Annotated in this window: 18 protein-coding genes and 1 pseudogene; 6 read left to right on the plus strand and 13 right to left on the minus strand. The window is 64.7% G+C overall.

Going from position 1 to position 25,556, the window contains the following annotated elements:
- Positions 1-40: 40 nt before the first annotated feature.
- Positions 41-1,027 (plus strand): GlxA family transcriptional regulator, encoded by a 987-nt coding sequence (locus tag ACMDCR_RS28585; RefSeq protein WP_413989853.1) that lies wholly within the window; start codon positions 41-43, stop codon positions 1,025-1,027.
- Between the two features lie 234 nt (positions 1,028-1,261).
- Here ACMDCR_RS28585 and ACMDCR_RS28590 read toward each other — a convergent pair whose 3' ends face one another.
- From ACMDCR_RS28590 to ACMDCR_RS28600, 3 genes are read right to left on the minus strand one after another with little or no spacing between them, the layout of a single operon-like run.
- The gene (locus ACMDCR_RS28590; protein ID WP_413989854.1) at positions 1,262-2,383 is read right to left on the minus strand and encodes an ABC transporter permease; all 1,122 of its coding nucleotides are present in this window, start codon (positions 2,381-2,383) and stop codon (positions 1,262-1,264) included.
- A gap of 2 nt (positions 2,384-2,385) precedes the next feature.
- A complete protein-coding gene (locus ACMDCR_RS28595; protein ID WP_413993755.1) occupies positions 2,386-3,309 on the minus strand; it encodes an ABC transporter ATP-binding protein in 924 nt (307 codons plus the stop codon).
- 2 nt (positions 3,310-3,311) lie between these two features.
- The gene (locus tag ACMDCR_RS28600; RefSeq protein ID WP_413989855.1) at positions 3,312-4,313 is read right to left on the minus strand and encodes an HlyD family secretion protein; all 1,002 of its coding nucleotides are present in this window, start codon (positions 4,311-4,313) and stop codon (positions 3,312-3,314) included.
- 372 nt (positions 4,314-4,685) lie between these two features.
- Between ACMDCR_RS28600 and ACMDCR_RS28605 the strand changes: the two genes are divergently transcribed.
- The 3 genes and pseudogenes from ACMDCR_RS28605 (at position 4,686) to ACMDCR_RS28615 (ending at position 5,912) form a co-directional block, all read left to right on the plus strand.
- Positions 4,686-5,354: a TetR/AcrR family transcriptional regulator gene (locus tag ACMDCR_RS28605; protein WP_413989856.1), complete on the plus strand. Its 669-nt coding sequence runs from the start codon at positions 4,686-4,688 to the stop codon at positions 5,352-5,354.
- A gap of 44 nt (positions 5,355-5,398) precedes the next feature.
- Positions 5,399-5,766 (plus strand): annotated as a pseudogene (locus ACMDCR_RS28610) (hypothetical protein); the annotation flags it as partial.
- On the plus strand, positions 5,763-5,912 hold the full coding sequence (locus tag ACMDCR_RS28615) for a hypothetical protein (RefSeq protein ID WP_413989857.1): 150 nt from the start codon (positions 5,763-5,765) through the stop codon (positions 5,910-5,912). The pseudogene ACMDCR_RS28610 and the gene ACMDCR_RS28615, both read left to right, overlap by 4 nt.
- A gap of 95 nt (positions 5,913-6,007) precedes the next feature.
- Here ACMDCR_RS28615 and ACMDCR_RS28620 read toward each other — a convergent pair whose 3' ends face one another.
- The 7 genes from ACMDCR_RS28620 to ACMDCR_RS28650 form a co-directional block, all read right to left on the minus strand.
- Positions 6,008-6,286 carry a hypothetical protein gene (locus ACMDCR_RS28620; RefSeq protein ID WP_413989858.1) on the minus strand — a complete coding sequence of 93 codons (279 nt, stop codon included), beginning with the start codon at positions 6,284-6,286 and terminating at the stop codon, positions 6,008-6,010.
- 394 nt (positions 6,287-6,680) lie between these two features.
- The gene (locus tag ACMDCR_RS28625) at positions 6,681-9,815 is read right to left on the minus strand and encodes a cyclic nucleotide-binding domain-containing protein (RefSeq protein ID WP_413989859.1); all 3,135 of its coding nucleotides are present in this window, start codon (positions 9,813-9,815) and stop codon (positions 6,681-6,683) included.
- 370 nt (positions 9,816-10,185) lie between these two features.
- The gene (locus ACMDCR_RS28630) at positions 10,186-12,015 is read right to left on the minus strand and encodes a glycoside hydrolase family 15 protein (protein ID WP_413989860.1); all 1,830 of its coding nucleotides are present in this window, start codon (positions 12,013-12,015) and stop codon (positions 10,186-10,188) included.
- Between the two features lie 135 nt (positions 12,016-12,150).
- Positions 12,151-13,131, minus strand: coding sequence for an HlyD family secretion protein (locus tag ACMDCR_RS28635; RefSeq protein ID WP_413989861.1), 981 nt, complete (start codon positions 13,129-13,131; stop codon positions 12,151-12,153).
- Positions 13,128-15,452: an ABC transporter permease gene (locus tag ACMDCR_RS28640; RefSeq protein ID WP_413989862.1), complete on the minus strand. Its 2,325-nt coding sequence runs from the start codon at positions 15,450-15,452 to the stop codon at positions 13,128-13,130. The genes ACMDCR_RS28635 and ACMDCR_RS28640 overlap by 4 nt, the downstream gene beginning before the upstream one ends.
- Positions 15,449-16,492, minus strand: coding sequence for an HlyD family secretion protein (locus ACMDCR_RS28645; protein ID WP_413989863.1), 1,044 nt, complete (start codon positions 16,490-16,492; stop codon positions 15,449-15,451). The genes ACMDCR_RS28640 and ACMDCR_RS28645 overlap by 4 nt, the downstream gene beginning before the upstream one ends.
- A gap of 168 nt (positions 16,493-16,660) precedes the next feature.
- Positions 16,661-18,493, minus strand: a complete 1,833-nt coding sequence (locus tag ACMDCR_RS28650) for a hypothetical protein (RefSeq protein WP_413989864.1) — start codon at positions 18,491-18,493, stop codon at positions 16,661-16,663.
- A 363-nt stretch (positions 18,494-18,856) separates the two neighbouring features.
- Between ACMDCR_RS28650 and ACMDCR_RS28655 the strand changes: the two genes are divergently transcribed.
- The gene (locus tag ACMDCR_RS28655; RefSeq protein ID WP_413993756.1) at positions 18,857-19,963 is read left to right on the plus strand and encodes a DUF2252 family protein; all 1,107 of its coding nucleotides are present in this window, start codon (positions 18,857-18,859) and stop codon (positions 19,961-19,963) included.
- 251 nt (positions 19,964-20,214) lie between these two features.
- Here the strand turns inward: ACMDCR_RS28655 and ACMDCR_RS28660 are convergent, their stop codons facing one another.
- The 3 genes from ACMDCR_RS28660 to ACMDCR_RS28670 all read right to left on the minus strand — a co-directional run bounded on the left by ACMDCR_RS28660 (position 20,215) and on the right by ACMDCR_RS28670 (position 23,992).
- Positions 20,215-21,771: a sugar ABC transporter ATP-binding protein gene (locus tag ACMDCR_RS28660; protein ID WP_413989865.1), complete on the minus strand. Its 1,557-nt coding sequence runs from the start codon at positions 21,769-21,771 to the stop codon at positions 20,215-20,217.
- 230 nt (positions 21,772-22,001) lie between these two features.
- Positions 22,002-22,943, minus strand: a complete 942-nt coding sequence (locus ACMDCR_RS28665) for a substrate-binding domain-containing protein (protein WP_413989866.1) — start codon at positions 22,941-22,943, stop codon at positions 22,002-22,004.
- 53 nt (positions 22,944-22,996) lie between these two features.
- Entirely contained in the window at positions 22,997-23,992 is a 996-nt protein-coding gene (locus ACMDCR_RS28670) for an ABC transporter permease (RefSeq protein WP_413989867.1), read from the minus strand.
- A 432-nt stretch (positions 23,993-24,424) separates the two neighbouring features.
- On the opposite strand from ACMDCR_RS28670, the gene ACMDCR_RS28675 reads away from it, so the two are divergent.
- Entirely contained in the window at positions 24,425-25,357 is a 933-nt protein-coding gene (locus ACMDCR_RS28675; RefSeq protein WP_413989868.1) for a dihydrodipicolinate synthase family protein, read from the plus strand.
- Positions 25,358-25,556 lie beyond the last annotated feature (199 nt).

Here is a 25,556-nt window from a genome sequence, read left to right on the forward strand (position 1 = left end):
GCACAAATGACATTTGACCCACACATTGTGCCAAACCACCATGTCCGACCAGACTGAACGAAGGGTCGACCTGCTCGCCTTTCCAAACTTCCAGCTGCTCGATATCGCCGGACCGATGCAGGTCTTCGCCACGGCCAATCGCGTCATCGAAGATGCGGGACGGTCACCGGTCTACCTCTTGCGCATCATTGCGCGACAGGCCCAGACCATGGCCTGGGCGGGCCTCACCTTGCTGAGCGACCCCTTGCCCGGCACGGACGAGCCCTGCGACACCCTGGTGATCGCGGGCGGCGATGCAGTGCATGAGGCTCTCAGGGATCCCGAACTGGTGGCGTGGATCGCCCACAAGGCGCCGAACACCCGCCGTATCGCCTCGATCTGCACGGGCGCCTTTCTCGCCGGCGCGGCCGGCCTGCTCGATGGCCGACGGGCGGTCACGCATTGGGATTCCTGTGACCTGCTGGCGCAGACCTTCCCGACCGCCAGGGTGGAGCCCGATCCGATCTTCATCGAGGACGGCAAGCTCTGGACCTCGGCGGGCGTCACCGCCGGCATCGACCTCGCGCTTGCTCTGGTGGAACGCGATCTCGGCCACGCCGTGGCCATGGCGGTGGCGCGCGATCTCGTCGTCTTCCTCAAGCGCCCCGGCGGCCAGTCGCAATACAGCGCCGCCCTGGCGCTGCAGCATGGCGAGGAACGCTTCGAAACCCTGCATGGCTGGATGCGCGAGAACCTTGCCGAGGATCTCTCAATCCCCGCTCTCGCCGCCCACTGCGGCATGAGCGGGCGCAGCTTCCAGCGTCACTACCGCCAGGCGACCGGCTTGCCGGCAGCCCAGGCTGTGGAGCGGCTGCGCGTCGAACAGGCGCGGCTGCTGCTGGCGGATTCGGATCTGCCACTGAAGAAGATCGTGCGGCAATGCGGTTTCGGCTCGGAGGAGACGATGCGCAGGAGCTTCGCGCGGCAACTCGCCACCACACCGCAGGCGTATCGGGAGAGGTTCCCGGGTGCGCAGACATCACGGTGACATGTAAGCATGGCGCGATGTCCACATCTTGGAAACGATGTGTTTGTGGTGTGGGAAGAGGCGGACGAGGACGTCTGCGGTCCCAGTCACGCCGCCCGGGCGGGATAGGGCGTTACGACCCCTGTCATTCTCCGCGGGAAACAGCATGACTGGGACCGCGGACGTCCTCGTCCGCCTCTTCTGTCTCACAGAGCTAGGCGTTTCCAAGAGCCAGAAGATGCTGGCGCTCCCAGGTCAATCCAGCGTCTCTCGATAGAAATACACCGCGATAAATCCCGTAAGCAGCGCGAAGAGCGCGATCGGCCACAGCTCAGGCCAGATCTCAGCAAGACCGTTGCCCTTCAGCAGGACGCCGCGGATGATCCTCAGCGCATGGGTGAGCGGCAGGATCTCACCGAGCCATTGCGCCCACACCGGCATGCCTTTGAAGGGGAACATGAAGCCTGACAGCATCATCGAGGGCAGCAGGGTGAACTGCGCCATCTGCTGGGCCTGCATCTGCGTGGCCGAGACGGTGGAGAAGGTGAAGCCGAGCGCCAGGTTGCAAGCGATGAACAGACCAAGCGCCAGGAAGAGCAGCGAGATCGAGCCGCGCACCGGCAGGTGAAAGGCGAAGATCGAGATCGAGATGATCAGTATGATCTGCAGATAGCCGATGCCGATATAGGGCACGATCTTGCCGAGCATGACCTCCACCGGCCGCACCGGCATGGCGAGCAGGTTCTCCATGGTGCCGCGCTCGCGCTCCTTGGTGATGGAGAGGGTGGTGATGATCAGCGTCGAGAACACCAGCACCGTGCCGATCAGGCCGGGCACGATATTGAGCACAGTGAGCTGCTCGGGATTGTAGCGGGCGTGCACCTGGAACTGGAAGGGCTGCGTGCCCATGGTCGAACGCATGGTCGGCGGCAGGTCGCGGTCGAAGATCGAGCCGAGCGAGGCAAGAGCCGCGGTGGCATTGCCGATGGCGGTGGGATCGGTGGCATCGGCATCCAGCAGCACGGAGGGGCTTTCGCCGCGATCGATCGAGCGGCCGAAATTGGGCGGGATGTTGAGCACGAAGATGACATCACCCCGCGCGATCGCCTGCTCGGCCTGCTGCTCCGACTTCATCTCGATGAAATCGTAATAACCGGTGTTGCGCAGCGCTTCCACCAGTGTGCGCTCATATTGAGAATGGTCGGCCGAGAGCAGGCCGGTCGGCAGATTCTTGGGATCGGAATTGATGGCGTAGCCGAACAGGAAGAGCTGCATCAGCGGCAGCACGATGATGAGGCGCAGCGTCATCGGATCGCGCCGCATCTGCGTCCATTCCTTGCGCAGCACCGCCATGAAACGCCAGAACGAGAAGCCCATGATCACCCTCCCGGCTGACTGAGGAGGTGGATGAAGACATCCTCCAGCCGTGGCTCGACTTCCTCCCAGGTCAAGCTGGAAGCATCGGGCAGCGAGGCGATGGCCTTCTTCAGCGCCTCGCGATCGGATCCGGCGACGTGGAGCGAACGGCCGAACACGGCGGCGGCTTCGACGCCGGGCGTCTGGCGCAGGATGCGCGAGGCCTCGTCGATATTCTCGCCCGTGCCTTCGAAGGTGACGAGACGGGCATTGGCGACGACCTCGGGTGCCGTGCCCTGGACGACGATGCGGCCATTGGAGAGATAGAGGATGCGCTGGCAGCGCTCGGCCTCATCCATGTAATGGGTGGAGACGAGCACGGTGAGCCCCTTGCCGGCGAGGTCGTGGATCATGTCCCAGAATTCGCGCCGCGCCTTGGCGTCGACGCCGGCCGTCGGCTCGTCGAGAAGCAGGAGCCTGGGATCGTGCAGGATGCAGGCCGAGAGTGCCAGGCGCTGCTTCCAGCCGCCCGAGAGCTGGCCGGCAAGCTGTGTGGCGCGGTCGGCGATGCCCATGCGCAGCATGACGTCATCAATGGCCGCTTCGCGCCCGGGGATCTCATAGAGCCTTGCGACGAAATCGAGGTTCTCGCGGACCGTGAGATCTTCGTAGAAGCTGAAGCGCTGCGTCATGTAGCCGACCTGGCGGCGGATCTTCAAGGGCTCCTTGAGCACGTCGAAGCCCAGGCACGTGCCCTCCCCGCCATCGGGGGTGAGCAGACCGCAAAGCATGCGGATGGTGGTGGTCTTGCCCGAGCCGTTGGCACCGAGAAAGCCGCAGATCTCGCCTTCCGGCACCTGCAGGGTGAGGTCCTCCACCACCTTGCGCTCGCCGAAGCTCTTGCGCAGGTGGCGGACATCGATGGCGAGCGGGGTGTTGCCGTTCATGCTCATGGCGCAGCTGCCCTGCCCGGCGCCTCGTTCATGGGATGCACGTCGACAGGCTGGCCGGGCTTCAGCAGCGTCGCCTGGTCAGGCGGCGGCCTGGCCTCGATCAGGTAGACCAGCTTGGCCCGCGTCGTGTCGCTATAGATGATCGGTGGCGTATATTGCGGCTGTGGCGCCACGAAAGAGATGGTGCCGGTGATGCCGGCCGCGCAATTGTCACAGCCGATTCTCACCTGATCGCCGCGATGCAGCCTGGCGAGATCTGGCTCCGGCACGAAGAAGCGCACGAAGATATTGGCGGGCGGCAGCAGCGAGACGACCGGCGCGCCGGCGGCCATCGTTTCGCCCGGAAGCGCAAGCGTGTCGGCGACACGCCCGCTGACAGGAGCGGCGACATGGCGCTGATCGAACCGCCATTGGGCTTGCGCAAGCGCGGCCTCGGCGGCGCTGACGGCCGCCCGCTCGGCCTCGATCTCACCCGGACGGCCCATCGGCGCCTTGACCTGGGCCAGCGCCGCCTCGGCCACCGAGACGCGCGCCACTGCCGAGGTTGCGGTCGCACGCAATTGATCGATGTTCTGGAAGGTGGTGTTGCCACTCTTCAGCAATGTCTCTGCGCGCTGGAGGTCTGCTTGCGAGCGGTCGCGCGTGGCGACGGCGTCGGCAAGGTTGGCCTCGGCCTGGCGGATCTCGGTATCCTTGCCGCCGGCCTGGAGATTGGCGACCTGCGCCTTCACCTGGGCAAGCTGCTGGCGGGCCTGGTCGACGGCCGCCTTGTCCTGCGCATCGTCTTGCGCAAACAGCGGCTGGCCCTCTTTCACCTCATCGCCCCGCCCGACCGAGAGGGAGACGAGAGTGCCCTGCTGCGTCGGCCCGACCTTGACGTAATCGGCCTCGGCATAGCCCTGCCAGCCCGGGCTGCCCTCATCAGCCTCGAACTTCCAGAACAGTGCCGCACCCGCCACCAGCAGGGCAATGATGACGAAGATCAGGGAGCGATTCACGAAGGCACCAAATGCAACGCAACGTTCTCGTTGCATTATGCGCCGATTGAGGGCAAGATCAAGGCAAAGGAAGTTTGCCTCGAAAGAGGGAGGGCGCGACATAAGAGCTTCCCCCACGAAGCTGGGGGAGGTGGCTCGACGAAGTCGGGTCGGAGGGGGTGTGGCCCGACGGGCTCCTCGTAACAGAATAGGGCTCTGGCCCTCTCAAAGAGCCAGAGCCTTGCCATTTTAGGGCAAGCCTGTAGGACCACACCCCCTCCGTCATTGCTTCGCAATGCCACCTCCCCCAGCTTCGTGGGGGAGGCTCTCGCGTCGCGCCCCTTCCCGGTCGCCACTCTGTATCTCAGTATTCCGAGGCCCTATAGATCGCGCATGTCCGACTCGACTTTCATCGCCACGCAAAGCCCCTTCCGGCGAGGACCCGGCGGGCGACCGACGCGTGCGGAAGCGGAGCGGCGGCACCGGGCGCTGCTCGATACCGCCGCCCGGCTCTTCATCACGCGCGGCCTTGACGGCGTTTCGCTGGAGGCGATCGCCGAAGAGGCCGGGGTCGCCAAGCGCTTCGTCTATGCTCGCTACCGCGACAAGGGCGACCTCTTTGCCGACACGCTGAGGCGCCTGATCCAGGAGCGGCTCTCCTTCATCGGCAGTTACGAGGTCGGACCGGCGCCGGTCGACCAAGGCCTGCAAACCTTCGCCGAAAAGCTGGAAGTCGCCGCCACGCAACCAGAGGCTCTGGCGCTCTATCGCCTCGTCATCACCGAACTCCACCGCTTTCCGGCCCTGAGCAGTCTGTTCGTCGACAAGATGCGACTGAATGTGCTGGGCAGCGTCACGCGCGTGCTGACCACCTACCAGACCCGCGGCGAGGTCCATTTCGACGATCCCATGATGGCGACGGAGCTTTTCGTCACCCTGGTGGTGCAGGGCGCCCGCGGACGCGCGCTGGTCGGCATTCCCGAGACGCCCGACGAGATGCGCCGGCGCACCGCGGCTGCCGTGCGGCTCTTTCTCGATGGCTGCCGGGTAAAAGGAAGGTAGGCTGCTCATCGCAGAAGCGGAGTATCTGAGTAGCGGTCTCCACCATCGACGCCGTCTGGAGTCGGGACAGCGACATGGCCGTGGCCGTGCTCGAAGCCATCAAGCAGACCAACCGCCCCCGATATCAAATTCGTGGGTCGGCGGGGCCGGCATGAAGGACATGGTCAAGAACGTAACTGACGGCGACAGCGCGATCCCGGCGGACGTGCTCTACCCGCCGTCGATGGTGGAGATCGCCATGGACCTTATGGCCGCTCACCTCTACGACAAGTTGTCGGTGAACGGCAATTACATCCTCGACGCCCCGCTGGTGACTCCCTGGACAACCAGAGCGGCGTCAACGCAAATGTCGGTCTCAACGTCCCCGGGACGGATCCATCGACCCCAGGCACCCCGCCGAACACGGGCGTGAACATCGGCAATGTCTCATCGCAACTGGCCAATATGACTCGCAGCCAGCGTATCGCGCTGAAGAAGCGCTGCTCGCTGATCCTCGGCGCGTCGGACGATTACGACGCAGACCTGATCAAGCTCTGCCGCATGCTCGCCAAGCTCTGAGCCCCGGCACGGCACTGAAAAGTAAGGAAAGGCGGGCCCGTCACCGGCCTTTCCGTGGCATCGGGCCGATTCCCGTATCGAGCCCGATGCCCTCCTCAATGCAGCCCCACCCGCGCCAGCAGGCCGTACAGGCAGCCCTTGAACAGGATGTAGAAGGCCAGGCTGAGATAGCCGGAGATTACCAGCTCGACGAACTGGCGTAGGCCGCCTTCCATCAGCGCCATCACGCCATAGGTCGAGATGAAGTTGAAATTGGCGCTGAACAGCGTCAGGAGATCGTAGGAGGTGATCGCGAAGAGGCCCGCGAACATCCCCATCAGCAGGAAGGTCCGCCACGCCGGACCGTTGAACAGGGCATTAAACAAGAATTTCATCGAAACTCCCTCCGCGAGACAGCGCCATCCTGCGCGCAGGACGGGCGCGGGGGAAATCAAGCCGCCACAAGGTTGCGCGAGAAAACCGCACGCCGGACGCGCAGCATCGTGACGCACGGGACTGTAACGGCGGCGCGGCGGGCAGCGTAGAAGAAAGCCCAGGGTCCAGCCGCCCTCGCCGTCCGGGAACGACGTATCGCTCGTGGCTGGTTTCACAGCGATCACCGCCATGAGGCTGACTTACCTTGAGCGTTTTGCGATTTGACGGAATGGGCGAGAAGCGCAAAACGCTTCAGCGCGTTCTACTTTCAGATCGAATCACCAAGAATCGCAAAATGCTTTTGATCCCAGTAGGTTAATTTCGAAATCCGCTCCTGCCAGAACGCATTTTGCTTTAGTGGCGGAAGCGTTGCTCGGCCTTGTTGAGGCGAGCGATCTGCTCACGCATGATCTCCAGGGCCAGCGCAGGGATCTCGGCAACGAGGTTTAGGAAGACATCGCGGGCGAGGCGCAGGGCCACGACATCGCCCACGGCAATGACTGTGGCCGAGCGCGGCGCGTCACTGATCAGACCCATCTCGCCGACGATGGAGTTTGCGGGGTTGCTGGCGAGATGCACACGGCCATCGGGGAGTTCGGCGAAGACATCGACCGCTCCGGACAGGATGATATAGGCGGCGTCGCTCTCGTCGTCCTGGTAAAATAGCGTCTGGCCGTCGGAAAATCGCACGCGCTCGCTGGTGATGGCGATCAGCTTGAGACGCGGCGTGTCCAGCAGGGCGAACATCGGCACTGCGCGTAGAGCCCTGATTTCGGGCCGCTCCTCCGGCAGAGCTTCCTCCGTCGCCGGCGCCCCACCCGCCGCGGCCTGGGCCGAGCGCTCGATGCGGTTTCCCGCCGTGGTGACCACGAGATCGAAGGTCTCGCCCGGTGGAGGGTCGCGCATGGCGGCCAGCAGCGTGCGCCCGGCCATGCGACGGCGCACCGCCGAGAAGATCCTCTGCTGTTCCTCGCCGGATGTCGAGAGCACCGGCTGGTCCAGGATCAGGATCTCGGGGCGCTTGATCAGGCAGCGCACCAGGCCGATCGCCGCGCGCTGCGTCACCATCAGCGTGCGTCCCTTCGGCCCGACCTCGTGGTCGAGGCCCAGGCCGAACACCGTGCCGTCGAGATCGTAGCGCCGCACCGCCGCATGCAGTGCGTGGCTGACGCGCTGCTCCGCACCGGGAATGGCATGGTTGATGCGGCCGAACAGCAGATTGTCGCGCAGGCTGGCCGAGACGCACAGGCGTCCGGGATCGTAGAACTCGATGGCATCCTTCAGGACGCCGGCGCCCGCCCGCATCAGATTGCCGCGCACCCACAGCACCTTGGCAGAGACGGCCTCGGTCAGCAGGCCGAGATGGTGATGCGTCTCGCAATATTCGAAGGCAAGCGCCGCCAGGGCCTGGCGGTCGGGCTTGCCGAGCGAGGGAATGCCCATCCGGCCGGCACGCGCCACGATGTCGGCGAAGCGCGGCAGGTCGCTGTAGGAAATGAAGGAGAAGCGGTCGAACAGGATATGATCGTTCGAGACCTGAGCAAAGATCTCGCAAGTGGTGGCGGCGATGTTGAGGCCAAGGGCGAGAATATCGTCGAAAAGCCCGTCTTCCCGGAGGAAGGCCAGGATGACGACATCGTCTGTCAGCGTGTCCAGGCTGGCCTTGCGCCTGAGCACGCCGAAGAAGATGTTTTCGCCAATCGTGGCATGATGATTGTAGCTGCTGGGATCGAAGGCTTCGATGCAGGCCGCCGAGCCGCTCACTTCCAGATCCTCGATCACGGCAAGCCGCGCCTTGACGATACGGCTGCTGAGATCAGCGCCGGGATCCTCCGGCAGGTCGCTGGCGAGGCCGAGGGCGAACACCGTTTCGGCCAGGCCCGTGTCGTCCAGCAATTCGATGAGTTCTCCCTCAATCGCGGGCGAGGTTTCAGCAGCGGCTGGGCGCTCGTCCGTGACGTCGGCCTCCCTGTCCGGCTCATCCCCCCAATCCGTGTAGGACCGCGTTTCGGGCGGCTCCGGTGCAGGCCGGCGCAGGCTGTAGGTCAGGTTGTGGCGCAGCGTGCCGCCGAAGACCGGCGGATCGGGGCCGAGATAGGCGAGCTTGGCGCCAAGCCAACGGGAGGGCAGATTGGCGAGGTCGTGTCCGGCGAGGCGCACCTTGCCGGAATAATCGGAGTAGCGCCGGGCCAACACCTGCGCAATGGCGACATAGCCCTCCCCGCGCGAGCCGGTGAGCAGGATGTGCTGGCCGAGCGGCAACGTGAGGTTGATGCCGTCGAGCAGCATGTCGCCGCTCGGGCTGCGCACCCTGAGCGCCTCGATCTCGATGCTGCCGGCGATCGCCGGCGGCGGCGCGCCCGTCGCAAGCGGCAGTTCCGCCAGCGAGAACTGCTCGACGATCTGCGTATATTTGACCTGTACGTCCAGGCGTTGCTGGTCCCAGTCGATCAGTTCCTTGGTGGGCGGCGGCAGGTCTCGATAGGCGGAGATGACCGCCACGAGCTGGCCGATGTCGAGGTTGCCGCGCAAGGCGAAATAGCCGCCGATCGAATAGAACAGAAAGGGCGTGATCTGCGACAGCGTCGAGTTGATGAACTTCACCATGAACTTGCGCCCATAGAGATCGTAGCGGATCCAGAACAAATCGTTGAGGATGGTCGTGATCTTCTGGCCCTCGTAACCGCGCGTGTTGTGGTTGCTCACCTCCGCCATGCTGTCGACGATCTCGCCAACCTGGCCGGCGAGGGTGCGTGAGCGTATCTGGCGCAGGCGGCCGAGGCGCAATTGCTCGCGCCGCATCCGGGGAATGATGATGGCCTGCACCAGCACCATCAGCCCGGCCAGCAGGCCCAGGAGAGGGCTCTGCAGGACGATGAAGGCGAGCGCCGTCGCGGCCTGGCCGCCGAGGAAGGCTGGCTGGATGAAGGCATCGCCGACGAAGCCGCCGATTGGCTCGACCTCGTCGCGGATGATGGTGGCGACCTCGGCCGAGCGGACGGAGCGTATCGCCTCGGGGCTGAAGCGCAGCAGGAGGTTGAAGAGGTCGAGGCGCAGGCGCCGCAGCAGCAATTCGCCGAGCTTGCCTTTCTGCATATTGACGACATAGCGGAAGAAGCCGTTGATCATCACCAGCACGATGAAGATCAGGCTGAGCGCCATCAGATATTCCATGCGCGAAAGCGGCAGCGCGGTGTATTTGAAGGCGTAGCCGCCGAGGAAATCGGGCAATTCCAAGTCGATATGGACGAGCGGAACTTCCACGGTGCCCTTGTTGAAGGCACGGCCCTGGATGGCGTCATTGACGATGCCGCGCGGGAGATCGAGAGAAAGATAATAGAAGGGCAGCGAGACCAGCACGATAACGATGATGTAGATCTGCTGCCTGCGGCTGTTTTTCCAGATGTAGGTGAAGAGTGGTTCCAGCGTCTTGCCACCCGTTTGCGAGTGGCTCTGACTTTCTGAACTCGGAGACGACGCCTGCACCATAGTCCTTTGTTCTCCGGGCCCGATGCATATCAATGCCGATATGGCAAAGACCGTCAACTATGACAGGCACGTGCAGCAAGGTATTCTGCGTTCCTGCAAGATCGTAATGCAGAAAACGTGATCTGCGCGCGAAAGTGGCGATGGCAGGTGCGCTTGAGCGGCGCGGGGGCGAGATGAGGCGCCGCCGAATGAATCGGCGCTGGTTGCGCCCCCTCGCCCCGTTCTTACGGGGAGAGCATAGAGGTGAGGGGCTACGCGACCTCGGCAGGATTGCTTGCTCAAATATATCGAGCGGAAACAAGGAAGCGACACGCACGCACCAGATCACCGTGCCACAGAGTACGCTAATCCCGGAACCCTGCGCTGCCCCTCACACCGGCTCCGGCTCCTTCGGTGCTTCACCTGCCGCTTCCGCGCGCTCCTCGGCCGGGCCGCTGCTGCGGGCGAGGTTGAGGGCCGTGTTGATCAGGCCGATATGGCTGAAGGCCTGCGGGAAATTGCCCAGCATGCGGCCGGCCACCGGATCATACTCTTCCGAGAGCAGACCGACATCGTTGCACAGGCTCTGCAACCGTTCATAGAGGCGCCGGGCATCGCCGTAGCGGTTCTGCAGCGTGTAGACATCGGCCAGCCAGAAGCTGCAGACGAGGAAGGTGCCCTCGCCAGGCGGCAGGCCGTCATCCACGCGGTCGGTGTGGTAGCGATGGGCGAGGCCGTGATGCAGCAGCGTGTCCTCGATGGCCTTTACCGTACCGGCCACGCGCGGATCGTCCGCGGGCAGGAAGCCCACCAGCGGGATCAGCAGGAGGCTGGCATCGATAGTCTTGGAACCATAGGCCTGCACGAAGCTGTCGAGAGCGGGGTCGAAGGCCTTCAGGCAGACGTCCTGATGGATCTCGTCGGCAATGGCCCGGCAGCGCGCGACGAAATCGGGCCGGTCGCCCGTCTGGGCCGACATGGTGGCGGCTCGGTCGAAGGCGACCCAGGCCATCACCTTGGAGTGAGTGAAGTGCTGGGCGCCGCCGCGCACTTCCCAGATGCCCTCGTCCGGCCGGCGCCACGCGCTTTGCAGATAGGGCAGGATGACCTCGCTGAGGGCGCGGGTGCGTGGATGGCGCGGCATGCCGCCCATCGCAGCCTGCAGCATGGCGTCGGCCACCTCGCCATAGACGTCGAGCTGGAACTGCTCGGCGGCGGCATTGCCGATGCGCACGGGCCGCGAGTTCTCGAAGCCCTGCAGCCAGCGCGGCTCCCATTCGAGCAGGTTGCGCTCGCCGGAGACGCCATACATGATCTGCATCTGCTCGGGCGCGCCCGCGATGGCACGCATCAGCCATTCGCGCCAGGCCGAGGCCTCCTCGTAATAGCCGAGCTTCATGAAGGCCTGCAGCGTCATCGTGGCGTCGCGCAGCCAGCAATAGCGATAGTCCCAGTTGCGGGTGCCGCCGATCTGCTCGGGCAGCGAGGTGGTGGCGGCGGCGACGATGCCGCCCGTCGGCATGTAGGTAAGCGCTTTTAGCGTGATGAGCGAGCGCTTCACCGTCTCGGTGTAGCGGCCCACCGGCGGGCAGCGCGAGGCGAACTCGTGCCAGAAGTTCTCCGTGTCGGCGAGCGCCGTCTCGACATTGCGGCTGGGCATGATCGGCAGATGCGAGGCGGTGTAGGTCAGCAGGAAGGGCACGCGCTCGCCAGCCGAGACGCTGAAGGAGCCGGCCGTGTGAAGATCCGCGCCCTCCAGCGGCACGGGCGTGCGCAGCACCAGCCTGTCCGGCCCCGCCACTGCGACGATGGCGCCGTCTTCCGTCTGGGAGACCCATGGCACGGTTCGGCCATAGTCGAAGCGGGCCACGAAATCGGTGGTGAAGTCGACCTTGCCGGTGAGGCCGATGACGATGCGCGCGAGGTCGTTCGAGTTGTCGCGCAGCGGCATGAAGTCGATGAGCATCGCCGAGCCCTGGTCGGTCTCGAAGGTGGTCTCGAGGATCAGCGTATCCGGTCGGTAGCGCCGGCTGCTGCGGGCATTGCGATCGGTGGGGGCGATGCGCCAGCGCCCATTCTCGGGCGTGCCGAGCAGTGCGGCGAAGGAGGCGGGAGAATCGAAGCGCGGAAAGCACAACCAGTCGATCGAGCCTTCGCGCGACACCAGGGCAGCGGTCTCGCAATCGCCGATGAGGGCGTAATCTTCAATCCGGGCAGTCACTGGTCTTCCTCTTCAACGGCAGGGACAGGAATTGATCTCCTCGCCTCACGGGAATAATCCGACGAGGACAATCCGTCCAGTCAAACCGCTTGCGGAAGGCGAGCGTCGCTGAAGAGAGGGACAGGCTTACCCGGCCTATTGCTGACCGCCCATGAACACCGTCATCCCCGGTTCGAGCCCCTGCACCTCACTCGCGGGATCGAGCCGCAGCATGAAGCTGTTGAGGTCATGGTCGCCGACGGCCCGGGCGGCGCGCCAGGTCGCGAACTCGCCGAGCGGTCGCATTTCGCTCACCACGGCCGCGAAGGGACCGGCACCGCTGGTGCTCAACGAGACCCGCGAGCCGACGGTCAGGCCGCGCAGTTCATCCTCGCGCATGACGAAGGAGGTCCAGGGCTTTTCCTCAGGCACGAACACCACGACCGGCTTGCCGGGGGTGAGAACTTCGCCGATCTCGGCCACCACCGTGCCGACGATCCCGGCCTGCGGGGCGAGAAGGCGGGTCTTGGCGAGGGTCGCCTCGGCATCCGCGACGGCACTCTCGGCCAGGACGACTTTGGCGTCGGCCAGCGCGCGTTCCTCTGCCGTCGGCCCAGCCTTGTCGGCGGCAAGCTGCGCCCTTTTGAGGTCGAGATCGGCGGTGGCCTTGGCAAGCGAAGCGTTGCTCTCGTCGAGCTGCGAACCGCTGTTGAAGCCGCGCTGCTTGAGCGCGAGTACGCGCGTATTCTCCTGCTGTGCGAGCAGGAGATTGGCCTGCGCCGTCTCAACAGCGCCGGCAGCGATGTCGATCTCCTCGGCGCGCACCCCGGCGTACACATTCGCCCGGTCGGCCCGAGCGCTTCCCAACGCGGCATTCGCCTGGCCAAGGGCGGCGACAAGATCGGGGTTGTCGATGACGGCGAGAAGATCACCCTTGACGACATGCTGGCCCGGCGCGACGCTCACCTGCACCAGGCGCCCATTGACCTCTGGAGCAAGGCGGATCTCGGTACGCCGCACCATGCCGGCGGCAGGCGCCGGCGCGGCTGGAGCGGGCTTACGCTCATAGAAGAATACGCCGGCGGCCACGGCAGCGCCTGCCAGGATCACCAAGGCGATACGGCTTGCCTTGCTCATGCCGGCTTCTCCTCTGCGGCGCCGAGGCGGGAGAGCAGGAAGGCGAGCACGGCGTAGACGCCCACCAGGATCCAGAGGCCTCGCCAATCCGCAGCCACATCGGCCACGGAGGCGCCCATCTGATTGATGCGAACCATGGCATCGATGCCGAAGGTCGAGGGAATGGCGGCACTGGCGGTTCTCACCACTGCGGGAATCGCTTCCTGCGGCCAGGCGACGCCGACCAGGAAGAACAATGGCAGGCCGAAGCCGACCAGGATGATCACCGCCGTCTCACGCCGTTTGGCAAGCGCTCCGAGGGCCTGGCCGAGGAAGCTCACCGCCAGGATGAATGGGATGGAAAGCACAAGGAGGTCGAGCAGGTGCGGGCTCGCGGCATAGCCGTAGATATGCGGCATCACGACGAGATAGAGGACGTAGGCCGGCAGCGCCAAAGCCAGATGGGCCAGCGCCTGGCCGATCAGCGCCAGCGGCTGGCCACGCCTTCGCCGTGCGGCAACCGCTCCCTCCTCGTAGGCGACGCCGCCAAGTGTGGCGACGCCCATCACCAGGGTCTGCTGCAGGATGAGGATGAAGGCGGCCGGCACGACGTAGGCGCCATAGGCGCCGGTGGGATTGAACAATGGCTGGCTGAGAAGTTCGACCTGGGAACTGCGCACCAGCGCTGCCCGGTAGAGGCTGCCGTCAGGTCGCGCCGAGCCGGCGAGAATATCGATGGAGGCCGCGGAGGCCGCTTCGCTGATGCCCTGCAAAGTGCGGTTGTAGACCAGGAAATACGCCGAATCGACAAAGGCGGGAATGCGCGCCTTCCGGCCTTTGAGGATGTCGCGCTCGGTGCCTTCCGGTATGGAGACGACGCCATACACTTCGCGCCGGGCGATCGCCGCCTGCGCATCCGTGAGGTTGAGGGGACGCGCGACGACCTTGATCGCCTCATGGGCATCGAGCGTCTGCACGAGGGCACGGCTGATCTCGGAGTTGTCGTCGTCGACGACAGCGATCGGGATATCGCGCACGAGCTGGCCGACATAGGGCTGAGGGTAAAGTGCGGAATAGAGCACCGGGCCCAGGATGATCAGCCCGAGCGCGCCGGAATCGCGCAGGACCCGGCCATATTCGGCGCGGAAGCTGCCGACGAGACCGAAAGAGTGCGCACCGGGCGCAACGGCTTCGGCCGGCACGGGCGGATTGCGCAGGACCGAACGCGCTCGCAGCCAGGCGAGCGCGAAATAAAGCACTGCGAGGCCCGCCAGCATCCGGAAGGCACCGAGCGAGTCGACGGCGGGAACGCCCCGCGCCGCCTGGTCAAACAGGATCTGGATATACCAGCGCAGCGGCAGCATCGTGCCCCAGGCCTGCGCGAACGGCCCCATGCCGAGCACGGGAAAGCCGACGCCGGCGAAACCGAAAGCGGGCGAGCAGACGATGCCGGTAAGCGAGAGGGCGAGCGGCAGGTTGCGCACCAGAAGCACGAAAAGCGCGCCAAGCGACAGATAGGCCGACATCAGGAGCAGGGCACTCGCGCCCGCGAGCAGCGCGTTGCCGCGAAACGGGACGGCGAAGAGGCCGTGGATGACGCCGAGCCCCCCCGCCATGAGCAAGATGAAGACGCCGAGATAGGGGGCAAGCTTGCCGATGAGCGCTGTAAGCGGGCTGCCACCGGCCGTCTCCAGCCATTCACCCGCCTTGCGGCGCCGGCCGAATTCCGACCCAACCGCAAAGGCGCCGGCGATGGCGACCATCACATGCAGCACCGTCGGCATGATTGCACGCAACAGGAACTGCGCGTAGTTCAAGGCGGGGTTGCTGAGAACATATTGCTCAACGTCCAGGGTACCGGGCGTGAAGGAAGCCGCGCGGCCGGGCGGATTGGGCAAGGCAGCGGCAGCGCTGGTGATGGCGGCCTGGATGCCGCTGGAGGCGATATTGCCCGGCGTGAAGTACTGCTTGTTGTAGAGATCGACGATCTGCGGCCGCCGGCCGGCCAACACGTCGCGCTCGAAATTCTCGGGGATATAGACGGCGGCGATTGCGGCGCCCGAGCGGACCGCATGCATGGCGCCGGTGAGATCACCGCTCCTTGCGGCAACGTCCACACCCGGCGCCGCCGAAATAGCCTGGACGAAAGACGCCGAGGTCTGGGAGCGGTCGGCATCGACGATATCGACATGCAGGCCCCGGATCACGACATTGCTGAAGGTGCCGGCGAGCACCGTGAATGCGAGCAGCGGCGCCACGAAGAGGAGCAAGAGGGCCACAGGGTCACGCCGTATCCACGCGACCTCGCGAGCGGCGACGGCGGCGATGCCGGTCCCCCTCATCGCCCGCCCTCCGCAAGATCGACATAGGCGCTCATGCCGGGCCGCAAGTCGGGCAGCTTGTCAACCGGATAGGCACGGACCTCGAAGGTGCGCAGGTCAAAATCGCCAGTGGCGCGCGTCGCCCGCCAGCCGGCATATTCGCCCTTCGTGGCGATGGTGCGGACCTCCACGGTCACCTGGCGATCCCCCAAAGCGGGAATGCGCACCACCACCTTGTCGCCAATCTTGAGCCGCTTTACCAGGTCCTCGCGCAGGTCGAAGCGCAGCCAGACATCGCTGAGATCAACCAGCGAGAGCAGCGGCACGCCGGGCGAGACATATTCACCGACCTCGGTGCCCACCTGGTAGACCTGCGCCGAGGAGGGGGCCGTCACGGTGAGCTCGCCCACCTGCGCCTGGAGCGTTGCGATCGCGGCTGTGGCCTTGGCAAGGCTCGCCTGGGCGACCTGATGCTCCTCGGCAGTATAACCGGTCACGGCTTCGTCGAGAGAGGCCTTCGCCTGTTCGAGCGAACGGTGAGCTATATCGAGCGAAGCAGTCGCCTCGTCGAGCTTCTGCACGGAAGCAAAATCCTTTTCCGTCAGCTGACGCGTGCGGTCATAGGTCTGCTGCTGCAGGGTCAGATTGGCTTGCGCCGAGGCCAGGGCAGCGCGGCGAGAATCGATGACCTCGACGCGCGTGCCGACATTGATGCGGGCAAGATCGGCCGCCGCGACGGTCTGCGCCGCCTGCGCTTCCTTGAGCTGGGTGAGGAGCTCGGGATTGTCGATGCCGACCAGCACCTGCCCGGGCGTGACGTTCTGGCCCCGATCCACTGGCCGCTGCGCCACACGCCCATCGATGCGGGCCGCGATATCGATGCGGCGCGCATCCGCTTCGCCCTGCACCAGCAGGGGTTGAGGCTGCACGACATACCACAGCGATAGGGCAACGATGCCCGCAATGATCAATGTGACAAGAATTGTGGCAGGAACGGCCGAATGGGCCCTGCCCGCGGGTTTGTCCGTCGGCGCAGGGCCGGGTGCAGGCTTATCGCTCATCGTCCGGCCTTCCGGATGGAGGACAGGCAACTCAGGAGGATCACTGGAACGTCAGCGGTGACGCCTCCGGCATTGCAATATCGGCTCATCCCTTGCCTCCGGGCCCATCGCGAAATTCGCGAGGAAGCTAAGGGCCCCGGCCGGGCAGCGGGAGTGAGTGGTATAGTGCTAACTGTTAGCGCCTATGCTTTCAAGATGAAGCGTGGTGAGACGATCGAAGCGGGGGGTATTGCGCAGACGGTCGAGCCGCACGTCCATGCGGATCCAGGCCCGTGCCAGCTCCCGTGCTGCAATGGAGGCTTCGAGTTCGGCAAGGCTGCGGCCATCGTCTCCCGCGGCAGCAGCCAACGTGGCGATGGCGAAGCGGGACGCAGACAGCCGGCCCGCCAGCAGGCGCTCGGCGCGTTGTGGTTGGCCCTGCAGCGCCTCCAATTCGGCCAGCGCCAAGGCGAGCGTCGGAAAGGCGGCGGCCGTCGCCTCGTTCCAGGTGCGGGCGACCTCCGCCGCGAGCCGGCCGGTGCCCCCGAAAATGTCGGCCAGCGCAAGATGGAAGGCCGCTTCGAGAGGAAGGCCGTGGAGGTTCGCGCCGAAGCGATCGAGCAGGGCAGCGAAGCGGCGGGACTCGAAGTGACACACCGCCTCCGTGATATCCTGCTGGGAGGAGATCGGCTCGATGCTGCGCGCCTGGCGGAACATTCGCTCGGCCTCGCCGTGACGTTCGAGGATGGTTAGGAAAGCGCCGAAGATGCGCTGCGCCCTGGCATTCTCGCCAAGGCGGATCGAGGCGGTGAAGGCGGCTTCAGCCTGTACCTTGTCGAAATCGAGCCAGGCCGCGACCGTGGCGAGCGAGGCATGCGCCTCGATCGAAGACGGGTCGAGCGCGATGGCCTGGGCCGCCGCCTCGCGAGCCCGCCGGCCTGCCTCGTCCCGCCCGATCAGGCCAAGGCGATACATGTCACAGTTGCAATCGGCGATGCCGGAGAACCCGCGCGCATAGTCCGGCGCGGTCTTCGCCACTTGCTCGAACATCGCCGCTGCCCTGTGCAGGCTGTCCGGCGTCTGCTGGTCGAGGAACATGCGCCCGCGCATGATGCCGGCAAACGCCGCCAGCGCCTGCGGGCCGGGACGGATCTCATTGGCGCGCATACGGGAACTGTCGAGCCTCAGCCGGTTCAGCATGGTGGCCGCGATCTTGTCCTCCAGCTCGGCGAGGTCGTCGTCAGGCGTATCGAAACGGTCGGACCAGATTACGAAGCCGTTGGCGTTGGAAACCTCGATCGTCACGCGCAGCCGTGCACCGACACGGCGGACCGTGCCCTGGATCAAGGCGTCGATGCCGAGCTCGGCGGCCATATCGGCGAGGGATTTCTGTCCGGCGGCATGCAAGGTCGCCCCGCGCGAGGCGACATGCATGCCCTCGGCGCGGCTGAGCGCATAGATGAGTTCATCCGTCAGACCGTCCGCAAAGCTCTCGTCGACAGGATCCTGAGAAAGTGCCCGGAAGGGCAGCACGGCGATCGCCGCGCCGCTTCCTTCGGCGAAGAGTTCCTCGCTCCCATTCACCTGGGTGGCTTGCGGCGGTGGCGCCGGGCTCTGCCAGCGGAAGGCCGGTATGTAACGGCCTGTCGGCATGTCGATGCGGACTTCCTCGCCCGAGCCTTCGCCTAGGTAATAGTCCTCCAGCTTGCGCCGCAAGCGCCTCGCCTCCACCCGCACGGCCGAATCGATACGCGGATCATAGGCGAGCCCGCGGCTATAGACCTCATTGCCGATCACCGCCTCCTTCAGTGACGCACCGCGGTCGGCCAGCGTCTCCTCGACAATGAAGGCGAGAAAAGCATAGAGCCTGTCCGACCCGCTGAAAGCCTGGCTGGCCTTGAGTCGGTCGAGGGCGGCGCGGATGGATGCCGCTGGCGGGGTCTGGGTCATAAGGGGGTCACTTCGTCTCAGGCAGAAGGAGCGATGAACGCGGCCACGCCTGGCGTAGGACAGTCCGGTCATCGACAACCTTCTTAGTCGATGCCGCCAGCCCGACAAAGATATCAGGCAAATAAAACGGGAGAGCTGTCGTCCTTGAACCTAAAAGGACCACGCCGCCGCAGCAATGTTAGCGCCTCTACTCACATCAACTCACCGGGCTCGGATGCCGTTATACAGGCACACGCCCTGCCCTGCGTCACGTTGGCGTCACCGCTGCCATTGAACAATCAGGCAAAATACAAGCGGTGGGCTTCGCGCAACACCGCGACGTCTCGGGAACGTTCACTCAGGTGTGCTCATTTGCGGCCAAAATTGGCTCGCCGCCCATCGATTCCAGACATTCGGCTATTCTCCTCTCAGCGAGCGCAGAAAGGCGTGATCGCGATGTCCTTCCTCAAGCAGAATCAGAATTTCGAAAAATGGCTGGGCACCCAATGCTCCGTGGTGGAGGCCGATCTCGTCCGCAAGCATCGCCGCATGCGCCATGATGCCATGAGCTTCCTTCGCGCGACCTATTTCTACTGGTGCAAGCATATCGAGGAGACCTGCAAGGATGTGAGGCACGCCCCGGCGGTTCTGGCTGTGGGGGACATCCACGTCGAGAATTTCGGGACCTGGCGCGATGCCGAGGGCCGGCTGATCTGGGGCGTCAACGATTTCGACGAGGCGGCGATGATGCCCTACACCTTCGATCTCGTACGACTGGCGACGAGCGTGAAGCTTTTCCCGGACAGGATGCTGTCGATGGGCCGGGCCTGCGAGGCCATCCTGCTCGGATATCGCCGAGGGCTCAAGCGTCCCGGCCCCACCCTGCTCGACGAGCATGCCACCTGGATGCGCCCGCTGGTTGCCTGTACGGACGGCGATCGCCGGCTGTTCTGGCGCGACATCGACAATCTCCACCCCTGTGGGCCGCCCGACGAGGCGCTTGCGGCACTGGACTCGGTCCTTCCGAAGGGGGCCAAGGTCGAGTTTCATGCCAGCTGGGCCAAGGGCGGTGGCAGTCTCGGCCGGCCGCGTTTCCTGATGGTCGCCAATTTCCAGGGCGGCCGCATCGTGCGGGAGGCGAAGGCCTTCGTAACGTCGTCATGGGACTGGGTACATCACAAGCCAGGCAGCCCGGACAATTTCATGCGCCTTGCGACAGGCCCTCACCGGGCGCCGGATCCGATTCTCGACGTCCACAAGAATGCCTATATCGTGCGCCGCGTGGCTGCCGATTCCCGCAAGATCGATCTCAGCGCCGAAGGCACCTCCCTGATCGACGAACGCATCCTGGCGGCGATGGGCGCCGATCTCGCCGCCATCCATTGCACGGACAAGCGTAAGGCGGCGCTGATCGACGACGATCTGAAAGGCCGGCGGGATGACTGGCTGCGCGACTGTACCGAGCGAGCGGCTGACTGGGCGAAGGGCGTCTACAAGGACTACGTCAAGCAAACCCCGCATTTGGACAAGGAAAAGGATAAGCCCAGCCCTTGCCATGCCTAGAGCAAAGCGCGCTCAAGCGTAACCGTTGCTTTCCCTCAGAGCAAAATGCGTTCAGGTGGGAGCGGATTTCGAAATTAACTTACTGGTATCAAAAGCGTTTTGCGATTCTTGGCGATTCGATCTGAAAGTGAAGCGCTCTAACTTATTGTTTTGACAGGTCTTTGCTATTTTTGACTATTCCATCAATTTGCAAAATGCTACAGGAAGACCGGCGTTGATCCCTCCGGCACGCGTCCGGCAGACCCACAATGTCAGACGTCCTTTGCCGCCGAGACATAGCCGGTGGGCTTCGTCTCGGGGTGGGCGGGATCGGGATGTTCCAGCGCCGCGAGCGCCATGATGCGCTCTTCCGAGGCCTCGTCGAAGCTGATCTCGCCGGCCAGCCGGCCAGCGCGCATGACGAGGATTCGATCCGAGATGGTCAGGACTTCGGGCAGATCGCTCGATATCACCAGTATCGCCAGCCCTTCGCGCGCAAGCTCGCGCATCAAGGCGTAGATCTCGGCCTTGGTGCCGACATCGACACCACGGGTGGGCTCGTCGACGATCAGCACGCGCGGCTTGGAAGCCAGCCACTTGGCCAGCACCACCTTCTGCTGGTTGCCGCCACTGAGCAGGCCGACGAGCTGTTCGATCGCCGGCGTCTTGATGCTGAAGCGATCGACATAGGTGCCGATCATGCTGGTTTCATCACCCGTGCGTATGAAGCCCGAACGCGACAGGCGGCCAAGCCCAAGCGCTGCAAGGGAGAGGTTGTCGCCCACGCCCATGCCGAGCACCAGACCCTGGTTCTTGCGGTCCTCGGGCACCAGCGAGATGCCAAGTCGCATGGCATCGCGCGGCCGCGAGATCGTCACGGGCCGGCCGTCGAGCGTCACTGTGCCGGTGGCGGGTGGCGGTGCCCCGAAAATGCCCAGCGCCACTTCCGAGCGACCGGCGCCGACCAGCCCGGCAAGGCCTACGATTTCGCCCTGCCGCAGATCGAAGGAGATGCCGTCATAGCGCTCGCCGTCGCAGAGCCCCTGTACGGAGAGGACGACCGGCCGCTCGGTCTCGTCCGGCCGGACGCGCTGCACCTCGGCAAGGTCGCGTCCCACCATCAGTCGCACCACCTCTTCGGGGCTGGTGTCGGCAAGGCGCGTGGTGCGCACATGCAGGCCGTCGCGCAGCACGGTGACCACGTCGCAATTGTCGAACACCTCACGCATGCGATGCGAGATGTAGAGGATGGTGACACCGCGGGCCTTGAGGTCGTGCACCACCTTGAAGAGCACAAGCGAGTCGGCCTCCGAGAGGCTCGAGGTCGGCTCGTCCAGGATGAGCAGGCGCGGCTCGTGCACCAGCGACTTGCAGATCTCGATCAGCTGCTGCTGCGCGATGGTGAGATCGCCGAGCCGCGTGTCCGGATCGAGCTTGATGCCAAGGCGGGCCATCGCCTGGCGCGCGCTGGCGAACAAGGCGCGCCGGTCCACGAAGACACCGGCCATGCGCGGCTCGACGCCGAGGAAGATGTTCTCGGCGATCGTCATGTTCGGGGCGAGCATGAGCTCCTGGAAGACGATGGAAATGCCCTGGCGCGCGGCGTCCTTGGCGCCCGTAAGCTCCAGCGTCTTGCCGTCGAAGACCAGCCGTCCGGAGGTAGGGGCCTGCGCGCCCGCAATGATCTGCATCAGGGTCGACTTGCCCGCGCCGTTCTCTCCCATGATGGCGTGGATGGTGCCCGCCTCGACGTGGAACGAAACGTTCTTGAGGGCCTGCACGCCGGGATAGCTCTTGGAGATGTCCTCGACGCTGAGAAGCACGGTCATGGCAGGCTCCAGTGGGTTAGCGGCATTTGTCTTCTTGCTCGGCGCCGGAGGGAGGCGCCGCCGTCACTCCGGCCCTAGCGAAGCGAAGAGCCGGAATCCATGAACACAACCTTCACATGACTGTGTTCTCGGCCTCCCGGTCTCCTTTGCACTCACGAGAAAAGCTTGTGAGGATACTGCTGGAATAACGAAGCTGAGGCGGCCCACATAATGGGCCGCCCAACTGTCGCTCATTCGCCGGTCGCGAACTTGGCGACATTGGTGGAATCGACAATGTCGACGCCGGTGTCGATCACGGGATCCACCTTCTCGCCCTTGGAAAGCTTCTCCAGGAGGTCGATCGAACCGGTGCCCATCGCGAGCGGGCGCTGGCCGACCAGCGTCGTGGCATAGCCTTCCTTCAGGAGCTTGATCTGGGCCGGCAGCGTATCGAAGGACACGATGACGAACTTGCCGGACTTGAGGTCCGCAACCTTGTTCTTCAGCGCCCTCGTATAGGCTTCGGGCGCAAACATCGGCCAGCCGCCGGAGAAGAAGATGCCGTCGAGATTGGGGTTCTTGGCCAGGATGTCCTGGATGAGCTGCACGGCGGCGCTGGAGTCGTCGTTGCAGGAGAAGGGCGAGCCTGCCACCTCCTTGAAGTCGCCGGACAGCTTGGACTTGAAGCCCTTGATGCGGTCGTTGAGGTTCTGAGCCGAAAGGCCGCCGGTGATCACGGCATAGGTGCCGCCCTTCGGCAGGGCCTTGGCGAAGGCCTCGCCGGCCGAAACGCCGCCGCCCTCGTTATTGGTGCCGATGAAGGTGATGCGCTTGGACTTGGGCGCATCGGAGTCGAAGGTGATCACGGGAATGTTCTTGGCGAGCGCGGCACTGATGACACTGCCGATCGAGTCGGCGTTGTTGGGCGCGATGGAAATCCCGACGACCTTCTTGGTGATGAGGTCGCGCACGATGCGGGCTTGCTCGGCGTCGTCGAGCTGGGCAGGGCCGGTGAACAGGCATTCGGCGCCGACCTTGGCTGCCTCCTCCTTGCAGCCCTTCTCGGCGTCTGCATAGAAGGGCACACCGAGCGCCTTGGGCACCAGGGCGAAGACCTTCTTGTCCGCGGCGTGGGCCTGGCCGGCCATGGCGAGTACGGCGACCGCGATGGTCGCAAGCAACGTCTTTTTCATGTTTCCTCCACTTGGTTGGTTATCGGGAGCGCCCTCCTATCGAGGGCGACCATTCATCGTCTCCGCCAAACACCCTTCCGGAGCTGATCGATGAAGACGGCGAAGACAATCACAGAGCCGACGAAGACCCCCTGCCAATAGGCATCGGTACCAAGCAGCACGAGGCCGTTGCGCAGGACTTCCAGGATCACGGCGCCGACGAAGACGCCGAGCACGGTGCCTTCGCCGCCATTGAGGTTGGTGCCGCCGATCACCGCGGCGGCGATGACGCTGAGCTCCTTGCCCACGCCCTGGTTGGAGATGCCCGAGGAGAGGTAGCTCACCTCCACGATGCCGGCGAGACCGGCCAGGAGCGAGGAGATGACGTAGACGCTGATCTTGAGGTTGTCGACGTCGAGGCCGGTCAGGCGGGCCGCCTTCTCGTTGCCGCCGACCGCATAGAGCTGGCGGCCATAGACGGAACGCATGAGCACGAGGCTGACGACGACAGACAGGATGAGGAAGATGATGAAGGGCGTCGGCAGCCCCATGAGGTCCCCGCCCCCGATCGCATAGAACCAGTCGCCGTCGGGCCGGAAGCCGTCGATCGACTTGCCGCGGGTGATCACCAGGGCCAGGGCACGGGCGATACTCATAGTGGCGAGCGTGGGCACGAATGGCGGCATGCGCAATTTGGTGACGCAGAGCCCGTTGAAGAGACCGACGACCGCGGCTGCCAGCAGGGCCAGCAGGCAGGCTGGCACCACGCCGAAGCCCGCCGCCATCAACGCCGCCGAGGACACCGCACAGAGGCCCCAGACGCTGCCGACGGACAGATCGATGCCACCGGTGATCATCACCATGGCCTGGCCGAGCACCACGATGCCAACGAAGGAGAAGTTGCGCGCATCATTGAGCAGATTGTCGGAACTGGCGAAGTCGGGCTCGAGGATCGACAGCACGACGACCATGATGGCGAGCGCCGTCACGATGCCCGTCTCGCGCGAGCGAAGCAGCCGCCGCACAAAGCTGGGACGGGACGGGGCGTCATCGGCGCGGAGCTGGCTCATACCTCGAACCTTCTGGCTGGAAACGAAAGTCTCGGGCAACGGGGATGGAGGCAGATCGGAGGCGGACGCGTCAAAAAGGCTGCGCGGCGCTGCAAAGGCATAGACCCGTTTCCGCGCCCGTGCGGAAGCAAGCCTGTCCTCGCTTGTGTGATTTGTTCGAGCCTGCGGTGGCGTGACCGGCTATGCCGCCGCCAATCCCTGTCCTCCCTGGAACTCCACCGGTTTGCATTTGTTTGGTGTCGCAACCAAGTTAGTTAAAGTCTCGGCACAGCGCAAGGCGGGTTGCGAAGCCCGCGCTGGTCTTATCGCCCAGGGCAGCTTGTTTGGCGACATTCATCACCGCTTTGCACCCCCTGCGGTCGCATAACCCGAGATGGGTTACTCCGCCGATTGCCATGTGCCATAGAAGATGGGTTCATCCGGAGAATGCACATGATGCTGGAAGCTTCCGCCAAGGGCGTCTACCCGATCGCGCCGACGCCCTTCGAGCCGGATGGACGGATCGACTTCAATTCCATCGACAGGCTGACGGATTTCTATATCGGCTGTGGCAGCACCGGCATGACGGTGCTCGGGGTGATGGGCGAAGCGCCCAAGCTCGACGGGCCCGAGGCCCTGGAGGTGGCGAGGCGCTTCATCAAGCGGGCGCCGACCCTGCCGGTCATCGTCGGTATTTCCGCGCCGGGTTTTGCGGCCATGCGCTCACTCGCCCATGCCGCGATGGACGCCGGCGCGGCCGGTGTGATGATCGCCCCGCCCAACACGCTGCGCACCGATGACCAGATCGTCACCTATTACCGGCAGGCAGCGGAGGCCATCGGCGCCGACATCCCCTTCGTGATCCAGGACTATCCTCTCAATTTCACCGTCGTGATGACACCGGGCGTCCTGCGCCGCATCATCACCGACAACCCCTCCTGCGTGATGGTCAAGCATGAGGATTGGCCGGGCCTCGAAAAGATCTCCACCCTGCGCAAATGGGAGGCGGAAGGGAGCCTCCGCCATGTCTCCATCCTGTGCGGCAATGGCGGGCTGTTCCTCGACTTCGAAACCGAGCGGGGCGCCGACGGCGCCATGACCGGCTATGCCTTTCCGGACATGCTGGTGGATGTGGTGCGCCGTGCCGAGGCCGGCGAGCGTGACAAGGCACATGACCTCTTCGATGCACATCTGCCCCTGCTGCGCTACGAACAGCAACAGGGCGTGGGCCTTGCCGTGCGCAAATATCTGATGGCGCGCCGCGGCCTCATCGCTTCCGACGCCCAGCGCACCCCGGCTGGCGGCTTGTCGGCGTCCGCCAAGGCCGAGATCGAATATCTGCTCGCCCGCCTCGCCCGTCACGACAAGCGCGCCGCCATCGCCTGATTGGCACAAGCGGCCATCAATCGTCCGATGGGCTTGCAATTCGCCGCCAGGCTCCCCACCCGCCCTGCGTGCATGTGCCGAAGGATACCGCACCTGCGTTGAAATCGTGCCAACTTGCTCTTGCGGTTCCATGTGGGGACTGAGCACAGGAGTTGGTGGAAATGACCTTGATCACTCGTCTAAGGCGAGCCGCTGTAGC

It is taken from the genome of Labrys okinawensis (genome assembly GCF_047345005.1).
Taxonomy (GTDB): domain Bacteria; phylum Pseudomonadota; class Alphaproteobacteria; order Rhizobiales; family Labraceae; genus Labrys; species Labrys okinawensis.